At 74.4% G+C, this 17,711-nt stretch carries 19 protein-coding genes; 4 read left to right on the top strand and 15 right to left on the bottom strand.

The features are described 5' to 3' along the window. Nucleotides 1-27 precede the first annotated feature (27 nt). Genes TK50_RS13670 through TK50_RS13635 form a run of 8 tightly spaced genes read right to left on the bottom strand, consistent with a single transcriptional unit; the run spans nucleotide 28 to nucleotide 8,572 of the window. The gene (locus TK50_RS13670; RefSeq protein ID WP_043963090.1) at nucleotides 28-945 is read right to left on the bottom strand and encodes an SDR family NAD(P)-dependent oxidoreductase; all 918 of its coding nucleotides are present in this window, start codon (nucleotides 943-945) and stop codon (nucleotides 28-30) included. Beyond that, a complete protein-coding gene (locus TK50_RS13665; RefSeq protein ID WP_043963089.1) occupies nucleotides 942-2,126 on the bottom strand; it encodes an acetyl-CoA acetyltransferase in 1,185 nt (394 codons plus the stop codon). Before TK50_RS13665 ends, TK50_RS13670 begins: the two co-directional genes overlap by 4 nt. Beyond that, nucleotides 2,116-3,585, bottom strand: a complete 1,470-nt coding sequence (locus TK50_RS13660; RefSeq protein WP_052503744.1) for a zinc ribbon domain-containing protein — start codon at nucleotides 3,583-3,585, stop codon at nucleotides 2,116-2,118. The genes TK50_RS13665 and TK50_RS13660 overlap by 11 nt, the downstream gene beginning before the upstream one ends. Before the next feature lie 11 nt (nucleotides 3,586-3,596). Then, nucleotides 3,597-4,388, bottom strand: coding sequence for an ABC transporter ATP-binding protein (locus TK50_RS13655; RefSeq protein WP_043963088.1), 792 nt, complete (start codon nucleotides 4,386-4,388; stop codon nucleotides 3,597-3,599). Next, a complete protein-coding gene (locus tag TK50_RS13650) occupies nucleotides 4,385-5,272 on the bottom strand; it encodes an ABC transporter permease (protein ID WP_043964476.1) in 888 nt (295 codons plus the stop codon). Before TK50_RS13650 ends, TK50_RS13655 begins: the two co-directional genes overlap by 4 nt. Nucleotides 5,273-5,277: 5 nt before the next feature. Then, nucleotides 5,278-6,201, bottom strand: coding sequence for an ABC transporter permease (locus tag TK50_RS13645; RefSeq protein ID WP_043963087.1), 924 nt, complete (start codon nucleotides 6,199-6,201; stop codon nucleotides 5,278-5,280). Beyond that, nucleotides 6,198-7,043 carry an ABC transporter ATP-binding protein gene (locus TK50_RS13640; RefSeq protein WP_052503742.1) on the bottom strand — a complete coding sequence of 282 codons (846 nt, stop codon included), beginning with the start codon at nucleotides 7,041-7,043 and terminating at the stop codon, nucleotides 6,198-6,200. Before TK50_RS13640 ends, TK50_RS13645 begins: the two co-directional genes overlap by 4 nt. 2 nt (nucleotides 7,044-7,045) lie before the next feature. Further along, nucleotides 7,046-8,572 carry an ABC transporter substrate-binding protein gene (locus TK50_RS13635; protein WP_043963086.1) on the bottom strand — a complete coding sequence of 509 codons (1,527 nt, stop codon included), beginning with the start codon at nucleotides 8,570-8,572 and terminating at the stop codon, nucleotides 7,046-7,048. 189 nt (nucleotides 8,573-8,761) lie between these two features. On the opposite strand from TK50_RS13635, the gene TK50_RS32200 reads away from it, so the two are divergent. The 3 genes from TK50_RS32200 to TK50_RS13620 are packed head-to-tail and all read left to right on the top strand — an operon-like array spanning nucleotide 8,762 to nucleotide 10,826. Beyond that, nucleotides 8,762-9,499, top strand: coding sequence for an enoyl-CoA hydratase/isomerase family protein (locus TK50_RS32200; RefSeq protein WP_052503741.1), 738 nt, complete (start codon nucleotides 8,762-8,764; stop codon nucleotides 9,497-9,499). Further along, a complete protein-coding gene (locus TK50_RS13625) occupies nucleotides 9,496-10,314 on the top strand; it encodes a VOC family protein (protein WP_052503740.1) in 819 nt (272 codons plus the stop codon). Before TK50_RS32200 ends, TK50_RS13625 begins: the two co-directional genes overlap by 4 nt. Beyond that, nucleotides 10,311-10,826, top strand: coding sequence for a flavin reductase family protein (locus TK50_RS13620; protein ID WP_043963085.1), 516 nt, complete (start codon nucleotides 10,311-10,313; stop codon nucleotides 10,824-10,826). The genes TK50_RS13625 and TK50_RS13620 overlap by 4 nt, the downstream gene beginning before the upstream one ends. A 193-nt stretch (nucleotides 10,827-11,019) precedes the next feature. Here TK50_RS13620 and TK50_RS13615 read toward each other — a convergent pair whose 3' ends face one another. From TK50_RS13615 to TK50_RS13595, 5 genes are read right to left on the bottom strand one after another with little or no spacing between them, the layout of a single operon-like run. Next, nucleotides 11,020-11,508 (bottom strand): MaoC family dehydratase, encoded by a 489-nt coding sequence (locus tag TK50_RS13615; protein WP_043963084.1) that lies wholly within the window; start codon nucleotides 11,506-11,508, stop codon nucleotides 11,020-11,022. A gap of 55 nt (nucleotides 11,509-11,563) precedes the next feature. After that, the gene (locus TK50_RS13610) at nucleotides 11,564-12,307 is read right to left on the bottom strand and encodes an enoyl-CoA hydratase/isomerase family protein (protein ID WP_052503738.1); all 744 of its coding nucleotides are present in this window, start codon (nucleotides 12,305-12,307) and stop codon (nucleotides 11,564-11,566) included. Beyond that, nucleotides 12,304-13,260, bottom strand: coding sequence for a zinc-binding dehydrogenase (locus TK50_RS13605; protein ID WP_043963083.1), 957 nt, complete (start codon nucleotides 13,258-13,260; stop codon nucleotides 12,304-12,306). Before TK50_RS13605 ends, TK50_RS13610 begins: the two co-directional genes overlap by 4 nt. Next, nucleotides 13,257-13,967: a nitroreductase family protein gene (locus TK50_RS13600; RefSeq protein WP_043963082.1), complete on the bottom strand. Its 711-nt coding sequence runs from the start codon at nucleotides 13,965-13,967 to the stop codon at nucleotides 13,257-13,259. Before TK50_RS13600 ends, TK50_RS13605 begins: the two co-directional genes overlap by 4 nt. Then, nucleotides 13,964-14,956, bottom strand: coding sequence for a nuclear transport factor 2 family protein (locus TK50_RS13595; RefSeq protein ID WP_144420232.1), 993 nt, complete (start codon nucleotides 14,954-14,956; stop codon nucleotides 13,964-13,966). Before TK50_RS13595 ends, TK50_RS13600 begins: the two co-directional genes overlap by 4 nt. Before the next feature lie 121 nt (nucleotides 14,957-15,077). Between TK50_RS13595 and TK50_RS13590 the strand changes: the two genes are divergently transcribed. Beyond that, complete coding sequence (locus TK50_RS13590; RefSeq protein WP_229406254.1) at nucleotides 15,078-16,226, top strand: acyl-CoA dehydrogenase family protein; 1,149 nt, start codon at nucleotides 15,078-15,080, stop codon at nucleotides 16,224-16,226. A 12-nt stretch (nucleotides 16,227-16,238) separates the two neighbouring features. On the opposite strand, the gene TK50_RS13585 is transcribed toward TK50_RS13590, so the two are convergent. Both TK50_RS13585 and TK50_RS13580 read right to left on the bottom strand, forming a co-directional pair. Next, nucleotides 16,239-16,877 (bottom strand): TetR/AcrR family transcriptional regulator, encoded by a 639-nt coding sequence (locus tag TK50_RS13585; protein WP_043963079.1) that lies wholly within the window; start codon nucleotides 16,875-16,877, stop codon nucleotides 16,239-16,241. 98 nt (nucleotides 16,878-16,975) lie between these two features. Further along, nucleotides 16,976-17,710, bottom strand: a complete 735-nt coding sequence (locus tag TK50_RS13580; RefSeq protein WP_043963078.1) for an SDR family oxidoreductase — start codon at nucleotides 17,708-17,710, stop codon at nucleotides 16,976-16,978. Nucleotide 17,711: the final 1 nt, after the last annotated feature.

Raw genomic sequence — 17,711 nt, 5'->3', positions numbered from 1 at the left:
TTCTGTGTGATCCTGGTCCGCGCCGGCTCAGGCCGGTCCGGCCGGCCCGGCCAGGACCCGCTGGATCAGCGTGACCTCGTCGGCGCCGCTGTCGGGCACGACGAAGTCGTCGAGCCGGCAGATGTCGTCGATGGACCCGTCGATGTCGTCGGGGGTGGCCGGCTCGGGCCCGCCGTACCAGCCGGGGGTGACGCCGAGGAAGATCCGGCCGACCCGGCCGCCGCCGACGGTGAGGATGTGCCGGTTGATCCGGCACCGCTCGGAGGCGAGGTACGTCGCCACGGCCGCGACGTGGCGCGGGTCGAACCGGTCGGCCAGGTCGCCGAGGAGGTTCTCGGTCATCCGGGTCGCCGCAGTGGGCGCGATCGCGTTGACCAGGATGCCGTGCCGGGCGCCCTCCAGCGCGAGGACGTTCATCAGGCCGATCAGTCCGGCCTTCGCCGCGCCGTAGTTGGCCTGGCCGAAGTTGCCGAACAGCCCGGACGACGAGCTGGTCAGCACGATGCGGCCGTAGCCGCCCTCGACCAGGTGCGGCCAGGCGGGACGCAGCACGTGGAACGCCCCGGCGAGGTGCACGTCGAGCACGGCGGTGACGTCGTCGTCGCCCATCTTGGCCAGCGTCCGGTCACGCAGGATGCCGGCGTTGTGGATGACGGCGTCGAGGCGGCCGTACGCGTCCACGGCGCGGCGCACGAGGCTCGCGCCGCCCTCGGCGGTCGCCACCGAGTCGGTCGAGGCGACGGCGGTGCCGCCGGCCGCGCGGATCTCGGCGACGACCTGCTCGGCCGCGCCGGAGGAGCCCGACCCGTCGACCGCGCCGCCGAGGTCGTTGACGACGACCGCCGCGCCCCGCTCGGCGAGGCTGAGGGCGTGGGCCCGGCCGATGCCGTTGCCGGCCCCGGTGACGACGACGACCCGGCCGTCGAGGGTGACCCGGGCGCTCATCGCTCGTTCCCGAGGACCGCCACGAACGCGACGGAGGAGCCGGGCTGCCCGCCGAGGTTCTGCGCGACCGCCAGCCGGGCGTCGGGCACCTGCCGGCTGCCGGCCTCGCCGCGCAGCTGCGTGAAGCACTCGAACATCATCCGCAGGCCGGTCGCGCCGATCGGGTGGCCGAACGACTTGAGGCCGCCGTCGGTGTTGACCGGCAGCGCCCCGTCGAGGTCGTAGCGGCCGTCGAGGATGTCGCGCCAGGCCTTGCCGCGTTCCGAGAACCCGAGGTCCTCCATGAGCACCACCTCCGTCGGTGTGAAACAGTCGTGCACCTCGGCCAGGGAGATCTGCGTGGCCGGGTCCGTGACGCCAGCCTGCTCGTAGGCCTGCCGGGCCGCCGCGACCACCTCCGGGAAGGTGGTGAAGTCGTACCCGTCGGTGGCCAGCCCGGCCCCAGACCCGGCGACGAAGCCCATCCCCCGCAGGTAGACGGGCCGGTCGGTGTAGCGGTGGGCGTCCTCGGCGCGCACGAGGATCGCGGCGGCGGCCCCGTCGGAGACGCCCGAGCAGTCCATGACGCCCAGCGGGCCGGCCACGCGCGGGGAGTTCTCCACCGTCTCGGCGGTCACCGCCTTGCGGAACTGGGCGCGCTCGTTGCGCGCGCCGTTGGCGTGGTTCTTCACGGCGACCCGGGTCAGGGCGTCGCGCATGCCGCGCGCGTCCACCCCGTACGCCCGCTGGTAGGCGGGGACGAGCAGGGAGAACCCGCCGGGCGCGGTCCAGTCGACGTCGGTGCCGTCGGCGGGCGGGTAGACGGCGGACAGCCCCGAGTAGGAGGAGTCCTTCAGCTTCTCCACCCCGGTCGCCATGACCATGTCGTACGCCCCGGACGCGACGGCGTAGGCGGCGTTGCGGAACGCCTCGGAGCCGGTGGCGCAGTAGTTCTCGACGCGGGTGACGGGCTTGCCGGTCAGCCGCAGCGGCCGGGCGAGGGTCTGCCCGGACAGGCCCGAGCCCTGCGTGCCGACCCAGAACGCGTCGACGTCGTCGAGGGTGACGGCGGGCAGCGACCCGACGCACTCCCGCACCGCGTCGACGAGCAGGTCGTCGGCCGAGGCGTGCCAGTGGTCGCGGAACGGGGTGCAGCCCATCGCGACGATCGCGACGTCGTTGACCGTGCGCCTACTGGCCATCGGTGGTGTCCTTTCCGGGCGGGGCGTCCTGGGGTGCCGGGCGGAGCTTCCAGAAGTAGTTGTGGATCGCGTCGGTGGTCCACAGCCGCCGGAAGGTCGGCGTCATCGCCATGCCCACCGTGACGTCGGCGGGCGCGACGTCGGTCGCGTACGCGCTGAGCCGGCCGCCGCCGTCGACGTCGGCGACGACGACCGCGACCTCCGGCTCCGGCATGGTGGTCAGGTGGTCGCGGGTCACCGACACGACCCGGGCGGTGCGCTCGCGCAGCGAGACCTTCCCGGTGGCGTCGGGCGCCCCGGCGATGCCGCAGGCGGCGCAGACCCGGCCGGGTGGCGTGGTGACCGCGCCGCAGGCGCCGCAGCGGCTGCCCTCCAGCCGGTACTTCCAGCCGGCGCGGCGGTGCATCGGCGGGGCCGCCGGGGCCGGGGCGGCCGGGCGGGCCGGGCCCTGCACGTCGAGCAGCCCGCGCCAGCGCAGGTAGCGGCCGTAGCCGAGGGGCTGCCGCGCGGCGAGCTGGTCGCGCACGGACGGGCCGCCGCGCGCCGCGCGTACCCCGTCGCCGACGGCGAAGACGAACGCGTCGGCGCCCTCGGTGGCCGACAGCAGCAGGATCGTCTGACCGGGACGGGCCTCGTCGAGCGCGGCGGCGAGCAGCAGCCCGGGGTGGGCGACGCCGGTGAAGCCGGTGGCCCGCTCGATCGTCGCGTCCCGGCCGTCGCCGCCCAGCGCCCGGCGCAGCGCCGCCGCCGCGCGGGGGTTCGACGACGACACGACGACGGTGTCGACGGCGTCGAGGGACGCCTCGGCCAGGGCGCGGCGGGCCGCGTCGAGGCCGGCGGCGGCGAGGACCTCGGCGGTGAACCGCTCGTCCCAGACCCGGTCGTGCCGCTCCCCGGGCAGCCGCCAGCGCTCCAGGACCTCGGCGGTGCGGCCGGCGCGGGCCAGGAGCACGGCGGCGGCGTGCCCGCCGCCGACGAGGCCGACGGCGGCGTCGCCCTGGGCCAGCTCGTCGGGCGCGCCGGGGCGGGTGGTGCGCAGGTCGGCCAGGGCGGCGGTCGCGCCGGCCCGGACGACGAGGTCGAGGGCGGTGGCGCCGCTGCGGTGCCCGCGCAGGTCGACCGCGCCGATCCCCGGGTCGAGCCCGAGGGCCTCGTGCACCACGCCGGCGGAGGTCTTCGCCTCGTACGGGGCGTTGGTGGTGGCGAACAGCAGTTGCGCGCCGGACGGGCTGGCGGCGGCGACGGGGCGCAGCGCCTCGACGGCCATCGTGACGGTGTCCTCGTCGAACGCGGCGACGCCCCGGGCCGGGCCGCCGGGCCGGGGCGGCCCGGTCGCGTCGAGTCGGTTGTCGGCGAGCACGTACGCCGGGAGGTAGGCCGCGTAGGCGTCGAGGCCGGGCTGCTCGGGCATGGGTGGCGGGTTCTCCTTCGGCTCCACGCGGTTCTGGTCGGGCTCCACGCGGTTCTCCTTCAGGTCCAGGAGGGGATGGCGGCGAGGAGCCGTCGGGTGTACTCCTGCTGCGGCCGGTCCAGCACGCTCGCGGCGTCGCCGGCCTCGACGACCCGCCCGCCGCTCATCACGGTGATCCGGTCGCAGAGGTCGCTGGCCAGCATCAGGTCGTGGGTGACGAACAGCAGGCCGATGCCGAGCTCGTCGACGAGGGTGCGGAACAGGCCGACGACCTTGGTCTGCGTCGTGACGTCCAGGGCGGTGGTGCACTCGTCGGCGATCACCAGGGCGGGCCGGGTGACGACGGCGAGCGCGATGGCGACCCGCTGGCGCAGGCCGCCGGAGAGCTGGTGGGGGTAGCTGTCGAGGACGCGGGCCGGGTCGGCGATGCGCATCTGCTCCAGCACCTCCAGCGAGCGGCGGCGCACCTCGGCCCGGGTGATGTCGCGTACGTGCCGGCGCAGCACCTCGGCGAGCTGGGTGCGGACCCGCATCAGCGGGTTCAGCGACCGCGACGCGTCCTGGAAGACCATGCCGACGGCGCTGCCGCGCACCCGGTCGGTGCGGTCGACGCCGGGGGACACCACCACGTCGCCGGCCAGCGTGACGGAGCCGCGCTCGACGCGGACGTTGCGGTCGAGCAGCCCGACGACGCAGCGGGCGAGGGTGGTCTTGCCGCTGCCGGACTCCCCGACGACGCCGACGATCTGGCCCCGGCGGATCTCCAGGTCGACGTCGTCGAGCAGGCGCAGGTCGCCGGAGGAGAGCCGGGCGGTGACGGCGAGGCCGTCGGCCTTCAGCAGTACGCTCATCGGCGCGCCTTCCGGGGGTCGTGGTGGGTGAGCAGCGCGTCGCCGAGCAGGTTCACCAGCAGCACCAGCAGCGTGATGGCGAGCCCGGGGAAGAAGGCGATCCACCACGCCTGGCTCAGCTCGTCCTGGCCGGACGCCAGCATCGAGCCCCAGCTGTTCATCGGCGGCACCACGCCCAGGCCGAGGAAGCTCAGCGCGCTCTCGACCAGGATGGCCGTGCCCACCTGGAGGGTGCCGAGCGCGACGGTCGTGCCGGCCAGGTTGGGCAGGATGTGCCGGAAGACGATCCGGGGTTCCGACGCGCCGGCCGCGCGCAGGCCGAACACGAACTGCCGCTCCCGGATCGCCATGGTCGCCGAGCGGGTGACACGGGCGCACACGGCCCAGCCGGTGAGCGCCAGCACGAGGAACAGCACCGGCAGCGAGCTTCCCCGGTTCGCGATGATCGCGAGGGCGACGAGGATGAACGGCAGGGCGAGCTGGGCGTCGATGAGCACCGAGATGACCCGGTCGACCCAGCCCCGGAAGTAGCCGGCGAGCACGCCGAGCAGCGTGCCGGGGCCGATGGCGACGAGCGCGCCGACCAGGCCGATGACGATCGTCAGGCGGCCGGCCGTGACGAACTGGGTGAGCACGTCCTGGCCGAGCTTGTCGGTGCCGAGGGGGTGCGCCCAGGTGCCGCCGGGCAGGAAGGCCGGCGGCTGCCGGGTCGCGGCCAGGTCCTGGCCGGCCGCCGGGAGCAGCCCGGTCAGCGGCAGCACGAAGACCCCGACGGAGACGACGGCCAGCGGCAGGGACAGCCAGAACACGGAGGTACGCGCGCGCCGGCCGGGCCGCCGGGGCGGCGTCCCCGCGGCGGTCGGGTCGAGTTCGAGTTGGCTCACGCCGGTCACCTCACCCTCGGGTCGACGATCGAGTGCAGGACGTCGACGACCAGGTTGAGCAGGACGAAGACCAACGCGCCGAAGACGACGATCGCCTGCACGAGCGGGAAGTCGCGGAACTGGATGGCCTGGAGCGCGAGCTGCCCGAGGCCCGGCCAGGAGTAGACGTACTCGACGGCGACCGCGCCCGAGAGCAGGATGCCGGTCTGCAGCACGACGATCGTCAGGATCGGCATCATGGCGTTGGCGAACGCGTGCCGCCACACGACCCGGCGGTTGCCGAGCCCCCGGGCGCGGGCGGAGTCGATGTAGGGCTCGGCGAGGGCCTCGCTCATCGAGGCGCGGGTGAGCCGGGCGATGTGCGCCATCGGGTAGACCGACATGGTGAGGGCGGGCAGGATCAGGTGCTTCGGGGTGCCCGACTGCCCGGCGGGCAGCCAGCCGAGCTTCACGGCGAACAGCACCACGAGCATCATGCCGAACCAGAAGACGGGCACGGACTGCCCGAGCAGGGCGAGGGTGGAGGCGGCCCGGTCCCACCAGGTGCCCTCGCGGGTCGCGGCGAGCACGCCGAGGGGCACGCCGACGAGCAGGGCGAGGCCCATGCCGGCGGCGACCAGTTGCAGCGTGTACGGCAGCCGGTCGGCGATCATCGACGTGTTGGACTGGTAGAACTGCAGCGACTGGCCGAGGTCGCCGGTGAGGACGCCCCGCAGGTAGTCGAAGTACTGCACGACCAGCGGCAGGTCGAGGCCCAGCTCGTGGCGCAGCGCCTCGCGCTGCTCCGGCGGCGCCAGCGGCCCGAGGATGGTCGCGGTGGGGTCGCCGGAGAGGCGGCCCAGCAGGAACGCGAGGCTGAGGGCGATCAGCAGCGACGCGAACAGGGACGCGAGCCGGCTGCCGACCCGGCGGACGGTGCTGGCCTTCATCGGCGGGACCTCCAGCGCGCTCCGGGCATGGCGGCGAGCAGCTCGCGGGTGTAGTCGTTCTCGGGGGTGACGAAGACCTGCTCGCAGGGCCCCGACTCGACGACCCGGCCGCGGTACATGACGTGCACGACGTCGCAGAGCGAGCGGACGACGGCGAGGTCGTGGCTGATCATCAGCAGCGCCGCGCCGGTGGTGGCGCGGATCTGCCGGAGCAGGGCCAGCACGTCGGCCTGGACGGAGACGTCGAGGCCGGAGGTCGGCTCGTCGGCGACGATGAGTCGCGGGCGCATGAGCAGCGCGCGGGCGATGCAGACCCGCTGGGCCTGGCCCCCGGAGAGCTGGTGCGGGTAGCGGTCGAGCAGCTCGGGGGCGAGCCGGACGCTGCCGAGCAGCTCGGCGTCGCCGATCCAGGAGGTGCGCTCGGGTTGCAGGGTGCGCAGCTCCCGCAGCCCGGACCGCACGGACTGCCGGGGGTCGAGGGAGCCGTGCGGGTCCTGGAAGACGACCTGCACCTCGGGCCGCAGCCGGCGCAGCCGCGTACGGCTGATCTCCGACAGGGAGTGGCCGAGCAGCCGGATGTCGCCCCCGCCGCGCGGGCCCAGCGCGGTGGCGGCCATCGCGAGCGTCGTCTTGCCGGAGCCGGACTCGCCGACGACGGCGACGCTCTCGCCGGCGTCGATGCGCAGCGACACGTGGTCGACGGCGCGGAAGACCTGGCCGGTGCCGCGGTCGCGGTGCTCGACGACGAGGTCGTCGACCACCAGCACGGGGGTGTCCGTCTCCGGGGTGCGGGGGTGCCGGGCGGCCTCGCCCGGCACCCCCTTGCGCACTGCCTCGGTCATCGTCAGCGGGTCGTCTTCGTGAAGTCCACGGTGTTCAGGGGGCCGAACACCACGCCGGAGACGCCGGGGGCGGTCGCGTAGTTGAACACCTGCCGGTACAGCGGCACGTAGCAGTGCTTGTCCACGACGCCGATGGTGTTGAGCTGGTCGTAGATCGGGGCGGCCTGCTCGGCGCCGTCCTGTTCCAGCGCCTGCTGGGCGAGTTCGTCGATCTTCGGGTCCGGGCAGTTGCCGGTGATCGACTTCGTCTTCAGGAAGCCGCTGACGAAGTAGTCCGGCACGGCGACGTTCGGCACCCCGGCGAAGATGGAGATGCCGGGCACCTGGCGGCCGATGATCCGCTTGACGAGCGTGCCGTAGTCGAGCGGCACGTACGTCACCTTGAAGCCGGCCTGTTCGAGGCTGCCGCCGACGGCCTGGGCGACCTCCTCGATGTTGGTGTACTGGGCCGCCGGGTAGCTGATCTGCACGGCCGGGGCGGCGGAGCCGACGAGTTCCTTCGCCCGGGCGGCGTCGGCGGTCACGCTGCGCGACGGCTGCTGGCCCGGCTTGACGTTGAGCAGCCCGGCGTCGGCGACGGCCTGGCCGTCGAAGATGCCCTTGACGATCGCGTCGCGGTCGATGGCCAGGGCGGCGGCCTCGCGCAGCTTCGGGTCGTCGAAGGGCGCCTTCGTCGAGTCGAGGAACGCGATGATCTTCATGGCGGTCTCGGTGCTGACCACGTCGACGCCGGCGCTCTTGGCCGCGCTCGCCTGCGCGGGCGGCAGGTCGAAGGAGATGTCGACGCTCTTGCTCTGGATCAGCGCGAGGCGCTGCGCGGCCTCGTTGGCCCAGGTGAAGGTGATGCCGTCGTTGGTGGCCTTCGTGCCCCAGTAGTCGGGGTTCTTCTTGACCGAGATGTCGCGGCCGGCGTTCGCGCCCGCCCACACGTACGGGCCGGTGCCGACGGGGGCGGCGGCGAAGCCCTCCGAGCCCTTCTCCTGGTAGTACTTCGGCGGCACCAGGTAGACCGTGGTGAGCAGGTCGGGGATGTTGTACTGCGGGGTCTTCGTCTTGACCACGACGGTGGTGGCGTCGGGCGCCTCGATCGCGGTGACGTTGGTGAAGTAGGACTTGAGCTGGGAGGCGGCGGCGTCGCGGGTGAGCGTGATGGTGTTCGCCACGGCCGCGGCGTCGGCCTTCTCGCCGTTGCTGAAGGCGATGTCGGGCCGGACCTTGAAGGTCCAGGTCGTCGCGTCGGTGCGCGTCCAGCTCGTGACCAGGCCCGTGTCGGTCGGGGCGAGGTCCTTGTCGGTGTTGATCAGGGGCTCCAGCATCGTCGCCCAGACGATCTGGGCGGAGCGCGCGCCGACGATCGGGTCGAGGGTCGCCGGCTGGGCGGCGAGCAACGCCCGGATGGTGGCCGAGCCGGACGACCGGGCGTCATCGGAGTCGGACCCGCCGCACGCGGTGAGGCTGGCACTCGCGACGGCAAGGGCGGCGGCCACGGCGAGGGGCCGCCGGGAGCGCAGGAATTTCGTGATCATCATGGGCGTCCTTCAGAGGCGATGGACCCGTCATGTCTCGGCCTGGGCCGGCGGTGACGTTCGCCACAAAGTACCGACCAGCCGGTATCAAGTCAACGGGTCGAGCGGGTATCTCGTCCGTGACGTTCGTGTGTCAAAGGGCCGCCCGCCAGGGGCGTTGTATTCATACCGACCGGTATGTATGATGCGGCGGTGACCATCACCCTCACCCATGGGCACGACGGCCGCGTGGCGCACGTCCGCTACGACAACGCCGCGCGCGGCAACTGCGTCGGCGACGCCGCGCTACGGGAACTCGTCGACACCATGACGGCCGCCGCCGCCGACGAGACCTGCGTGGTGATCCGCCTCGACATGGCCGGGCGGCACTTCTGCGGCGGCTGGGACACGTCGTCCTTCGCCGGGCTGGCCGGCGCGACCCGCGAGGCGGTCTCCGCCCGGCTGCGCGGCAGCGACGCGGCGCTGGAGGAGATCCGGCGACTCCCGGTGCCCGTCGTCGCCGCCGTCCGGGGCCACGTCATCGGGTTCGGCGCGGGCCTGCTCGACGCCGTGCACCTGCCGGTCGCCGCCGCCGACGCCCGGCTGTCGCTGCCGGAGGCCCGCTTCGGCTTCGCGCCCGCCGGGGTCGGCCACACGATCGCCCGGGCCCTGCCCCGGGCGCACGCCTACCAGCTGCTGACCGGCGCGGCGACCGCCACCGCCGCCCAGCTGCACGCGTGGGGCCTGGTCGCCCGGGTCGTCCCCGACGCCCACCTCGACCGCGAGGTCGACGACCTCGTCGACTCGCTGCTCGCGCTGCCGCGGGGCACCCTGCGGGCGGTGGTCGAGGTCGTCGAGTCGAGCCTGGCCACCGGCGCCCCCGACCACGCGTACGACGTGTCGGCGCGCACGATCGTCGCCGGCCTCGCCGCGCGGGCGGTGTCCGGGTGAGCCGGCCGTTCCGGCCCGGCGAGGCCGTCTGGGTGGAGCTGTGCACCCCGCATCCCGAGCGGGCCGAGGCCTTCTACGGCGCCCTGCTCGGCTGGACGGTCCGCGCGGAGCGGCTGGGCGCCACCACCTACCGCATGTGCGGCGTCGCCGGGCGCGACGTCGCCGGCATCTCCGACGCCGCCGCCCTGCACGGTGGCCGCCCCCGGGGCTGGCTCACCTACTTCGCCGTCGACGACGTCGCGGCATCGACGCGGCAGGCGGTCGCGCTCGGCGGGGAACTGGTCACGCCCCCGCGCTACCTGCCCGCGGCCGGCACCGGCGCGGCGGTCGTCGACCCCTTCGGCGCGGCCTTCGGCCTCTACCAGGGCGAGTCGCGCGCCGGCGTCCAGGCCCTCAACTCGGTCGGCGCGCTGTGCTGGAACGAGCTGGATACCGGCGAGCCCGCGCGGGCGGTGGCCTACTACCGGGCCCTGTTCGGCTACACCACCCGCCAGCGCGGAGACGCGCCGACGGCCCGGCCGTACACGCTGCTGATGCTCGACGACGTCCCGGTGGCCGGCGTCCTCGAACTGGACAACGAGTGGCCCAACCTCATCCCGTCGAAGTGGATCACCTACTTCGCCGTCGCCGACCTCGACGACGCGCTGGCCCGGGTCGCCGCCCTGGGCGGCACCCCGACCGTCGGGCCGGTCGACAGCCCGCACGGACGCCTGCACCTGATCAAGGACCCCGGCGGACACACGCTGTGCCTCATCCAGCTCGAAGGCGGGCTGCGCCCCGCGCCCGACTCCTGCGACCCGGCGGTGACCCGATGATGGCCGAGCCCCTGTTCGACTCCGCCGAGTTCCGCCAGGTGTGCGGGCACTTCCCCACCGGCGTGACGGCCGTGACCGCCGTGACCGGCGCCGGCGAGGTCGCCGCGCTGACCGTGAACTCGTTCACCTCGGTCTCGCTGCGGCCACCGAAGGTGTTGTTCTGCGTCACCAGCCACTCGTCGAGCTTCCCGGTCCTGATGGCGGCCGACCGCATCGCGATCCACATCCTCAGCCAGAACCAGGAGGACGTGGCCCGGCGGTTCGCCACCTCCGGTCTGTCCGGCGCGCAGCGGCTCGACGGGGTGTCCTGGGTGCCCGGCCCCGACGCCGTCCCGCTGCTGCCCGGCACGCCGGCGATCCTCGCCGGCCGCCGCGACGAGGTGATCACCAGCGGCGACCACGTGATCGTCCTGCTGGACGTCGACCACGTGCACCTGAAGCCGACGGGCGTGCCCGCGCTGTCGTTCTACCGGGGCCGGTTCGTCGCCCCGTCGGACGCCGCGCCGGAGTGAGCGCGCCGGCGCGACCGACCGGCGTGCCCGCGCCGGCGCGACCGACCGGCGTGCCCGCGCCGGCGCGACCGACCGGCGTGCCCGCGCCGGCGCGACCGACCGGCGTGCCCGCGCCGGCGCGACCGACCGGCGTGCCCGCGCCGGCGCGACCCGGCGGGTCGCGTCGGCGCGGGACTCGCCCGCAGTAGCGGACTCAGCCGTGGTAGCGGAACAGGATCTCCGCCACGCAGCAGGGCTGCGACTGGTCGGCGAACTCCACGACCACCGACGCCTTGGCCTGCACGCCGCCGGGCGAGCCGTCCTGGGCCGCCGGGATCGGCCGGGCCGAGACGAGGGTCGCCGTGCCCTGGATCTCGACGCCCGGCGGCAACGGCCGCACGAAGCGGACCCGGTCCAGGCCGTAGTTGACCCCCATCGAGTGCTCCCGCACCTCGAGGATGTCCGCGAGCAGGAGCGGGACGAGCGCCAGGGTCAGGAACCCGTGCACGACCGTCGTGCCGAACGGCCCCGAGCGCGCCCGTTCGACGTCGACGTGGATCCACTGGTGGTCGCCGGTGACGTCGGCGAACCGGTCGATCTGCTCCTGGGTCACCACCCGGGGCTCGCTCGCGCCCAGGTCCTGGCCGACGAGGTCGAGCAGGTCGCCCGGGGTGTTCACGATCGTCTTCTTCGCGGTGCGCATGGGTCGCTCCGTTCAAGCGGGTCGGTCGAGGGGTGCGGCGGGACAGGGCCGTGGGCTACGACGGGGTCCCTGGCGGGCCGGCCGGGCCCGCCGCCTGGTCCGCGACGTGCGCGACGAGGGTCTCCCACTCCCTCGCCCAGGCCGCGTCGGGAACGGCGGGCCGGGCGAGGCCCAGCATCCGGCGGACCGCCGTCTCGTCGCGGGCCGCGATGGTGGCCACCAGCGCGTCGACGTGCGGCACGAGGTCGGCGTCGGCGACGGCCTCGCTGACCAGGCCCCGGCGGGCGGCCTCGTCGGCCGTCCACGTCTCGCCGGTGACGAGCAGCCGGCGGGCCAGCGCCGGGCCGACGGCGAGCGGCAGCAGCACGCTGGATCCCCAGCCGGGGACCTGGCCGACGGCGAGGTGCCGGTCGCCGAGGCGGGCGCTGCCGGCGGCGACGGCGACGTCGCAGGCCAGCAGCAGTTCGAGCCCGCCGCCGAAGGCCGCCCCGTTGACCGCGGCGACGGTGGGCACCGGGGCCGCCCCGATCGCGCGCACGAGGCGGCGGCCCCGGTCGAGGAAGGCCCGCAGCGCGGGCTGGTCGCCGAGCAGGCCGGTGGCCTCCGCGAGGTCGGCGCCGGCGCAGAAGCTCCGGCCGGTCCCGGTGAGCACGAGCGCCCGTACGCCGGGATCGCCCGCACCGGCGAGCCACCGTTCGAGGCCGGCGAGCACCGCGCTGTCGCACGCGTTGCCCGCGCCCGGGCGGTCGATGCGGGCCCAGAGGGCGGGCCCGCGCCGGGTGACGACGACGGCGGTCATGTCAGGCTCACGCAGAGCTTGCCGAACGCGGTGCTGGCGAGCATCCGGGCGGCCTGGGCGCGGACGTCGGCGAGGTCGACGACGCTGTCGACGGCGGGCCGGATGCCGTGGGTGTCGACGTAGTCGACGAGGGCCCGGAACTCGTCGAGGGAGCCCATGGTCGACCCGTGGACGGTGATCTCCCGGGCGAACAGGCGCGGCAGGTCCAGCTGGGCGGTGAAGCCGCTCGTCCCGCCGCACACGACGATGACGCCGCCGGCCCTGGTAGAGCGCACCGAGTGCGCGAAGGTGGCGGGGCCGACGGTCTCGACGACGACGTCGGCGAGCTCCGGCACGCGGTCGCCGACGTCCAGGGCGACGGCGGCGCCGAGGGCGAGCGCCCGCTCGCGCTTGGCCGGGGAGCGGGAGGTGACGACGACGGTGGCGCCGGCCGCCACGGCGAGGCCGACGGCGGCGGTCGCGACGCCCCCGCCCGCGCCCTGCACGAGCACGACCCGCCCGGGCCCGACCGTGGCCTTGGTGAACAGCATCCGGTACGCGGTCAGCCAGGCCGTGGGCAGGCACGCGGCCTCGGCCCAGCTCAACGCGGCGGGCTTGGGCACGAGGTGGCCCGCCGGCACGACGACGCGCTCGGCGAGGAGGCCGTGGCCGGCGTCGGGGAGCAGGGTCGCGTGGGTGACGGTGCGGCCGTCGGGCGCGGTGGGCAGCACCGGGTAGACGACGACGTCCCGGCCGTCGGCCACCCCGGCGGCGTCGCTGCCGATGACGTGGGGCCCGCCGTGGGGGCGGCCGGCGACGCCGCGCAGCGTCCAGATGTCGTGCATGTTGAGCGCGCCGGCCCGGACGTCGACGCCCACCCAGCCGGGGGGCGGCTGCGGGTCGGCGAGGTCGCCGACGCGGAGGGCCTCGACGGGGCGGTCGGCGCAGGGCTCGACGACGTGGGCGGCCCTCATGCCGGCGCGGATCCCGCCGGCTCGACGGGTCCGTTCCAGAACGCCACGTCCGCCAGGTCGGCGCGGGCGGCGGGGCGGAAGTCGAGGCCCCGGGTGTAGGCGACGGGGAGCAGGGTGATCGGCCGCCACTCGGCCGGCAGGCCGAGCACCGCCTGGACGCCGCTGGCCTTGTGGGCCAGGGCGGTGGCCAGCACCGAGCCGAGGCCCCGGGAGCGCAGCGCGAGCTGGAAGGACCAGGCGAACGGGAAGATCGAGCCGTAGTATCCCGACGCGGTGCCGCCGACCGGCCGCTGCGGCAGCGGCTTGGTGCTGCACAGGACGACCAGGACGGGCACCCGGTCGAGGTGGTCGACGAGGTACTTCACCGCGCGCAGGACCCGGGCCTGCCGCGCCTGGGCCTGCGGGTCGGCGCGGACGGTCGGCGACAGGCGGGTGGTGGTCGCCGCCTCGCCGCTGGCCAGGGGGCGCTCGACCGTCTGGTGCCAGACCTCGGTGTAGAGCCCGGACAGCTTCCGTTTGAGGGTGGGGTCGTCGACGGCGACGATGCGCCAGTCCTCGAGGTTGGAGCCCATCGGCGCCTGCTGCGCGAGTCGGAGGCACTCCTCGACGACGGCGCGGGCGACCGGCCGGTCGAAGTCCATCCGGCGGCGCACCGCGCGGGTGGTCGTCAGCACCTCGTCGATGTCGGTGATCACTCTGGCGCTCATCGGGGTTCCTCTCCCGTGCGGCGGCCGACCTCCGCGTCGAAGCCCATCAGGTCGGCGATGTGCAGGGTGTCGCAGTACTCCCGGACCTCGCCGATGCCGTCGGCCCGGACGTCGACGATCCACAGGTAGCGGTTCTGGTAACGGGCCCCGTCGGCGAGGACGGCGTCGCCTACAGCCTCGACGGCGACCAGGGTGTCGTCGGCGATCCAGCGGCGCGGGGTCACCGTGACGGCGGCCGACCGGTAGCCGCCGGCAGCGAGGCGCGCCCGCATGGCCGCGAGCTTCTCGGTCAGGGTGACGGTCCCGTGGAAGGGGCCGTTGGCGTGGATGTCGCCCCGCCGGTGCGGGCGACCGAGGCGGCGGTCGCGGCCGGTGTCGGTCCACCACGTGGCATCGCCGGTGAAGAGGCCGCCGAACGTGTCGAGGTCGCCCCGGGCCAGCGCCGGCCACATCGCCACGGCCGTCGCCACGGCCGGCGGTGGGTCGCCGGGGTCGGGCGCGTCGCCGGCCACCGGGTGGTCGAGGCTGCTTCGGGGTACGGGCGCACCGCCGCCCACCACCTGCTGGGCGTGGACGGTGTCGAGGTACTCGCGGACCGAGACGACGGCACCGGTGGGGTCGACGTCGAAGACGAAACCGTACCGGTTGGCGTACTCGACGCCGCTGGCGTGCACGCCGTGCCCCTCGACCTCGATGACGCACGTGTCGTCACCGGCGACGACGCGGCGCGGGATCTGCCGGCAACCGGTCGGGAACGCGGTGGGGCCGAGCCGGCGCATCAGCGCGAGCTTGTCGTCCATCCGCATGACGCCGTGCAGCGGGAACCGGCCGCTTCCGTGGGGGGACAGTTGCGGGTCGCCGCCACGGCGGTCCGGGCCGGTGTCGACCCACCAGGTCGCGCCGGTGGCGCAGAGGCGGGCGAGGCCGCCGAGGCTTCCCCGGTCGAGCGCGGAGATGAAGTCCATCCCCGCCCGTACGGCGCGTGTCACCCGACCCCCTACATACCGACTGGAAGGTATCTACCACGACCGGCGAGGCAACTCAAGGGCAGAGTTCATACCGACCGGATGGTATTCTGCCGCGACAGGCTGTCCGACGAGGGGGTTCGTGGTGTTCGAGGCGTACCAGTTGCCCGAGGAGCACGCGGAGGTGCGGGCGGCCGTCCGCGCGGTGTGCGACGCCAAGGTCGCGCCCCACGCGGCCGAGGCCGACGAGACCGGCCAGTTCCCGCAGTCCTCCTACGACGCGCTGCGCGCCGCCGACTTCCACGCCCCGCACGTACCCGCCGAGTACGGCGGCGCCGGGGCCGACGCCCTCGCCACCGCGATCGTCATCGAGGAGGTCGCCCGCGCCTGCGCCTGCTCCTCCCTCGTCCCGGCCGGCAACAAGCTGGGCACCATGCCGCTGCTGCTGGCCGCCGACGAGCAGCTCAAGCAGCGCTACCTCCCGCCGGTGGCCCGGGGCGAGGCCATGTTCTCCTACTGCCTGTCCGAGCCGGAGGCCGGCAGCGACGCGGCGAGCATGCGCACCCGCGCGGAGCGCGACGGCGACACCTGGGTGCTCAACGGGGTCAAGCGGTGGATCACCAACGCCGGGCTGAGCGAGTTCTACACGGTGTTCGCCGTCACCGACCCGACCGCGCGCTCCCGGGGCATCTCCGCGTTCGTGGTGGAGCGCACCGACCCCGGGATCAGCTTCGGCGCGCCCGAGCGGAAGCTGGGCATCAAGGGCTCGCCGACCCGCGAGGTCTACTTCGACGACTGCCGCATCCCGGCCGACCGGATCATCGGTGCGCCGGGCACCGGCTTCGCCACCGCGATGCGGACGCTGGACCACACCCGGGTCACCATCGCCGCCCAGGCCCTCGGCATCGCGCAGGGCGCGCTCGACCACGCGCTGGCCTACGTGCGCCAGCGCCGGCAGTTCGGCAGGGCGGTCGCCGACTTCCAGGGCGTCCAGTTCATGCTCGCCGACATGGGCATGTCGCTGGAGGCGGCCCGCCAGTTGACGTACGCCGCCGCCGGCCGGTCCGAACGCGGCGAGGCGGACCTGACCTACTTCGGCGCGGCGGCGAAGTGCTTCGCCTCCGACGTGGCCATGCGGGTCACCACCGACGCGGTGCAGCTGCTCGGCGGCTACGGCTACACCCGGGACTTCCCGCTGGAGCGGATGATGCGCGACGCCAAGATCACCCAGATCTACGAGGGCACCAACCAGGTGCAGCGCATCGTGATGGCCCGCCACCTCCTCGGCGGCTGACCCGTCCGGCGGTCAGGCGTAGAGGCCCTCCAGCACCATCGCGCTGAACTGCCGCGCCACCTCGTCGACGCTGAGCGGGCCGCCGACGTTGAGCCACTGGTACGCCCAGGCGCACATGCCGACCAGCCCGAACGTGGCGATGCGCGGGTCGACGTCGGAGCGGAACGCCCCCCGGGCGACGCCGTCGGCGATCATCCCGGCGAAGGCCGACTCCACCAGGCCCCGCTTGCGGGTCACCTCGGCGAACAGGTCGGCGGTGAGGTTGCGCCGCTCCTGGTAGAAGATCGTCACGTGCGCCCGGTACTCGGCGACGCTGGTCAGGCTGAACCGGATCAGCTCGGCCACCCGCACCTTCGGGTCGTCGCTGCCGGCCTCGATCTTCGCGATCGCGGCGAGCTGCGCCTCCAGGTACTCCTCCTGGATGTGGCGCAGCAGGTCGTCCTTGCTCTCGAAGTGGTGGTAGAAGGCGCCCTTGGTGAGCTTGGCCCGGTCGGCGATCTCCTGCACCGACGTGCGGTCGAAGCCGCGCTTCTCGAACAGCTCCAGCGCGCTGGCGATCAACGACTTGCGGGTGTTCTCCGGGTCGTAGCCGTCGGGCCACCGCTGCCGGCGACGGGTCGACTCCGGCCGGTTGGACGTGGCACGCGCCATTGGTGGCCTCCTATCCCCTGCACAGCCCCACAATGCTACCGTCCGGTCGGAAGGAATGGGGTACGCGGCCCGGGGCGGTTCGCGCCGCGCCCCGTCGGTCAGGCCGCGCCCCCGTTGACGTACACCACCTGACCGTTGATCCAGCGGCCCGGGCCGGCCAGGAACGCCACCACCTCGGCGGTGTCGGCCGGGTCGCCGAGCCGCCCCATCGGCGACATCGCCGCCATCGCGGCGATCGTCTGCTCGTCCTTGCCCGCCAGGAACAGGTCCGTGCCGGTGGCGCCCGGCGCGACCGCGTTCACCGTGACGTCACGCCCGCGAAGCTCCCGGGCCAGGATCAACGTGATCGCGTCCACCGCCGCCTTGCTGGAGGCGTACGCGGCGTAGCCGGGCATGGACAGCCGGGGCGTCGTGCTGGAGATGTTGACCAGCGCGCCGCCGGGCCGGATCCGGCGGGCCGCCTGCTGGTCGACCACGAAGGTGCCCCGCACGTTGACGCGGTGCACCCGGTCCAGCTCCGCCAGATCCAGCTCGGTCACCGGGGCGTGCGACGCCACCCCGGCCGAGTGCACGACGACGTCGATCCCCCCGTACGTCCGCTCGGCGACGTCGAACAGCTCCGCCACCGCCACCTCGTCGGCGACGTCGGCCGGCACCGCGACGGCCTCCCCACCGGCGGCGACGATCGCCGCCACGACCTGCTCCGCCGCGACCTTGCCGGTGGCGAAGTTGACCACCACCGCGAAGCCGTCCGCCGCCAGCCGCTGCGCGACCTGCCGGCCGATGCCCTGGGAACCGCCGGTCACGATGGCGACACGCTGCGGGACGGTCATG

This window comes from Micromonospora haikouensis, from assembly GCF_000876225.1.
Taxonomy (GTDB): Bacteria; Actinomycetota; Actinomycetes; order Mycobacteriales; family Micromonosporaceae; genus Micromonospora; species Micromonospora haikouensis.
This window is presented reverse-complemented; position numbering and strand designations above follow the sequence as displayed.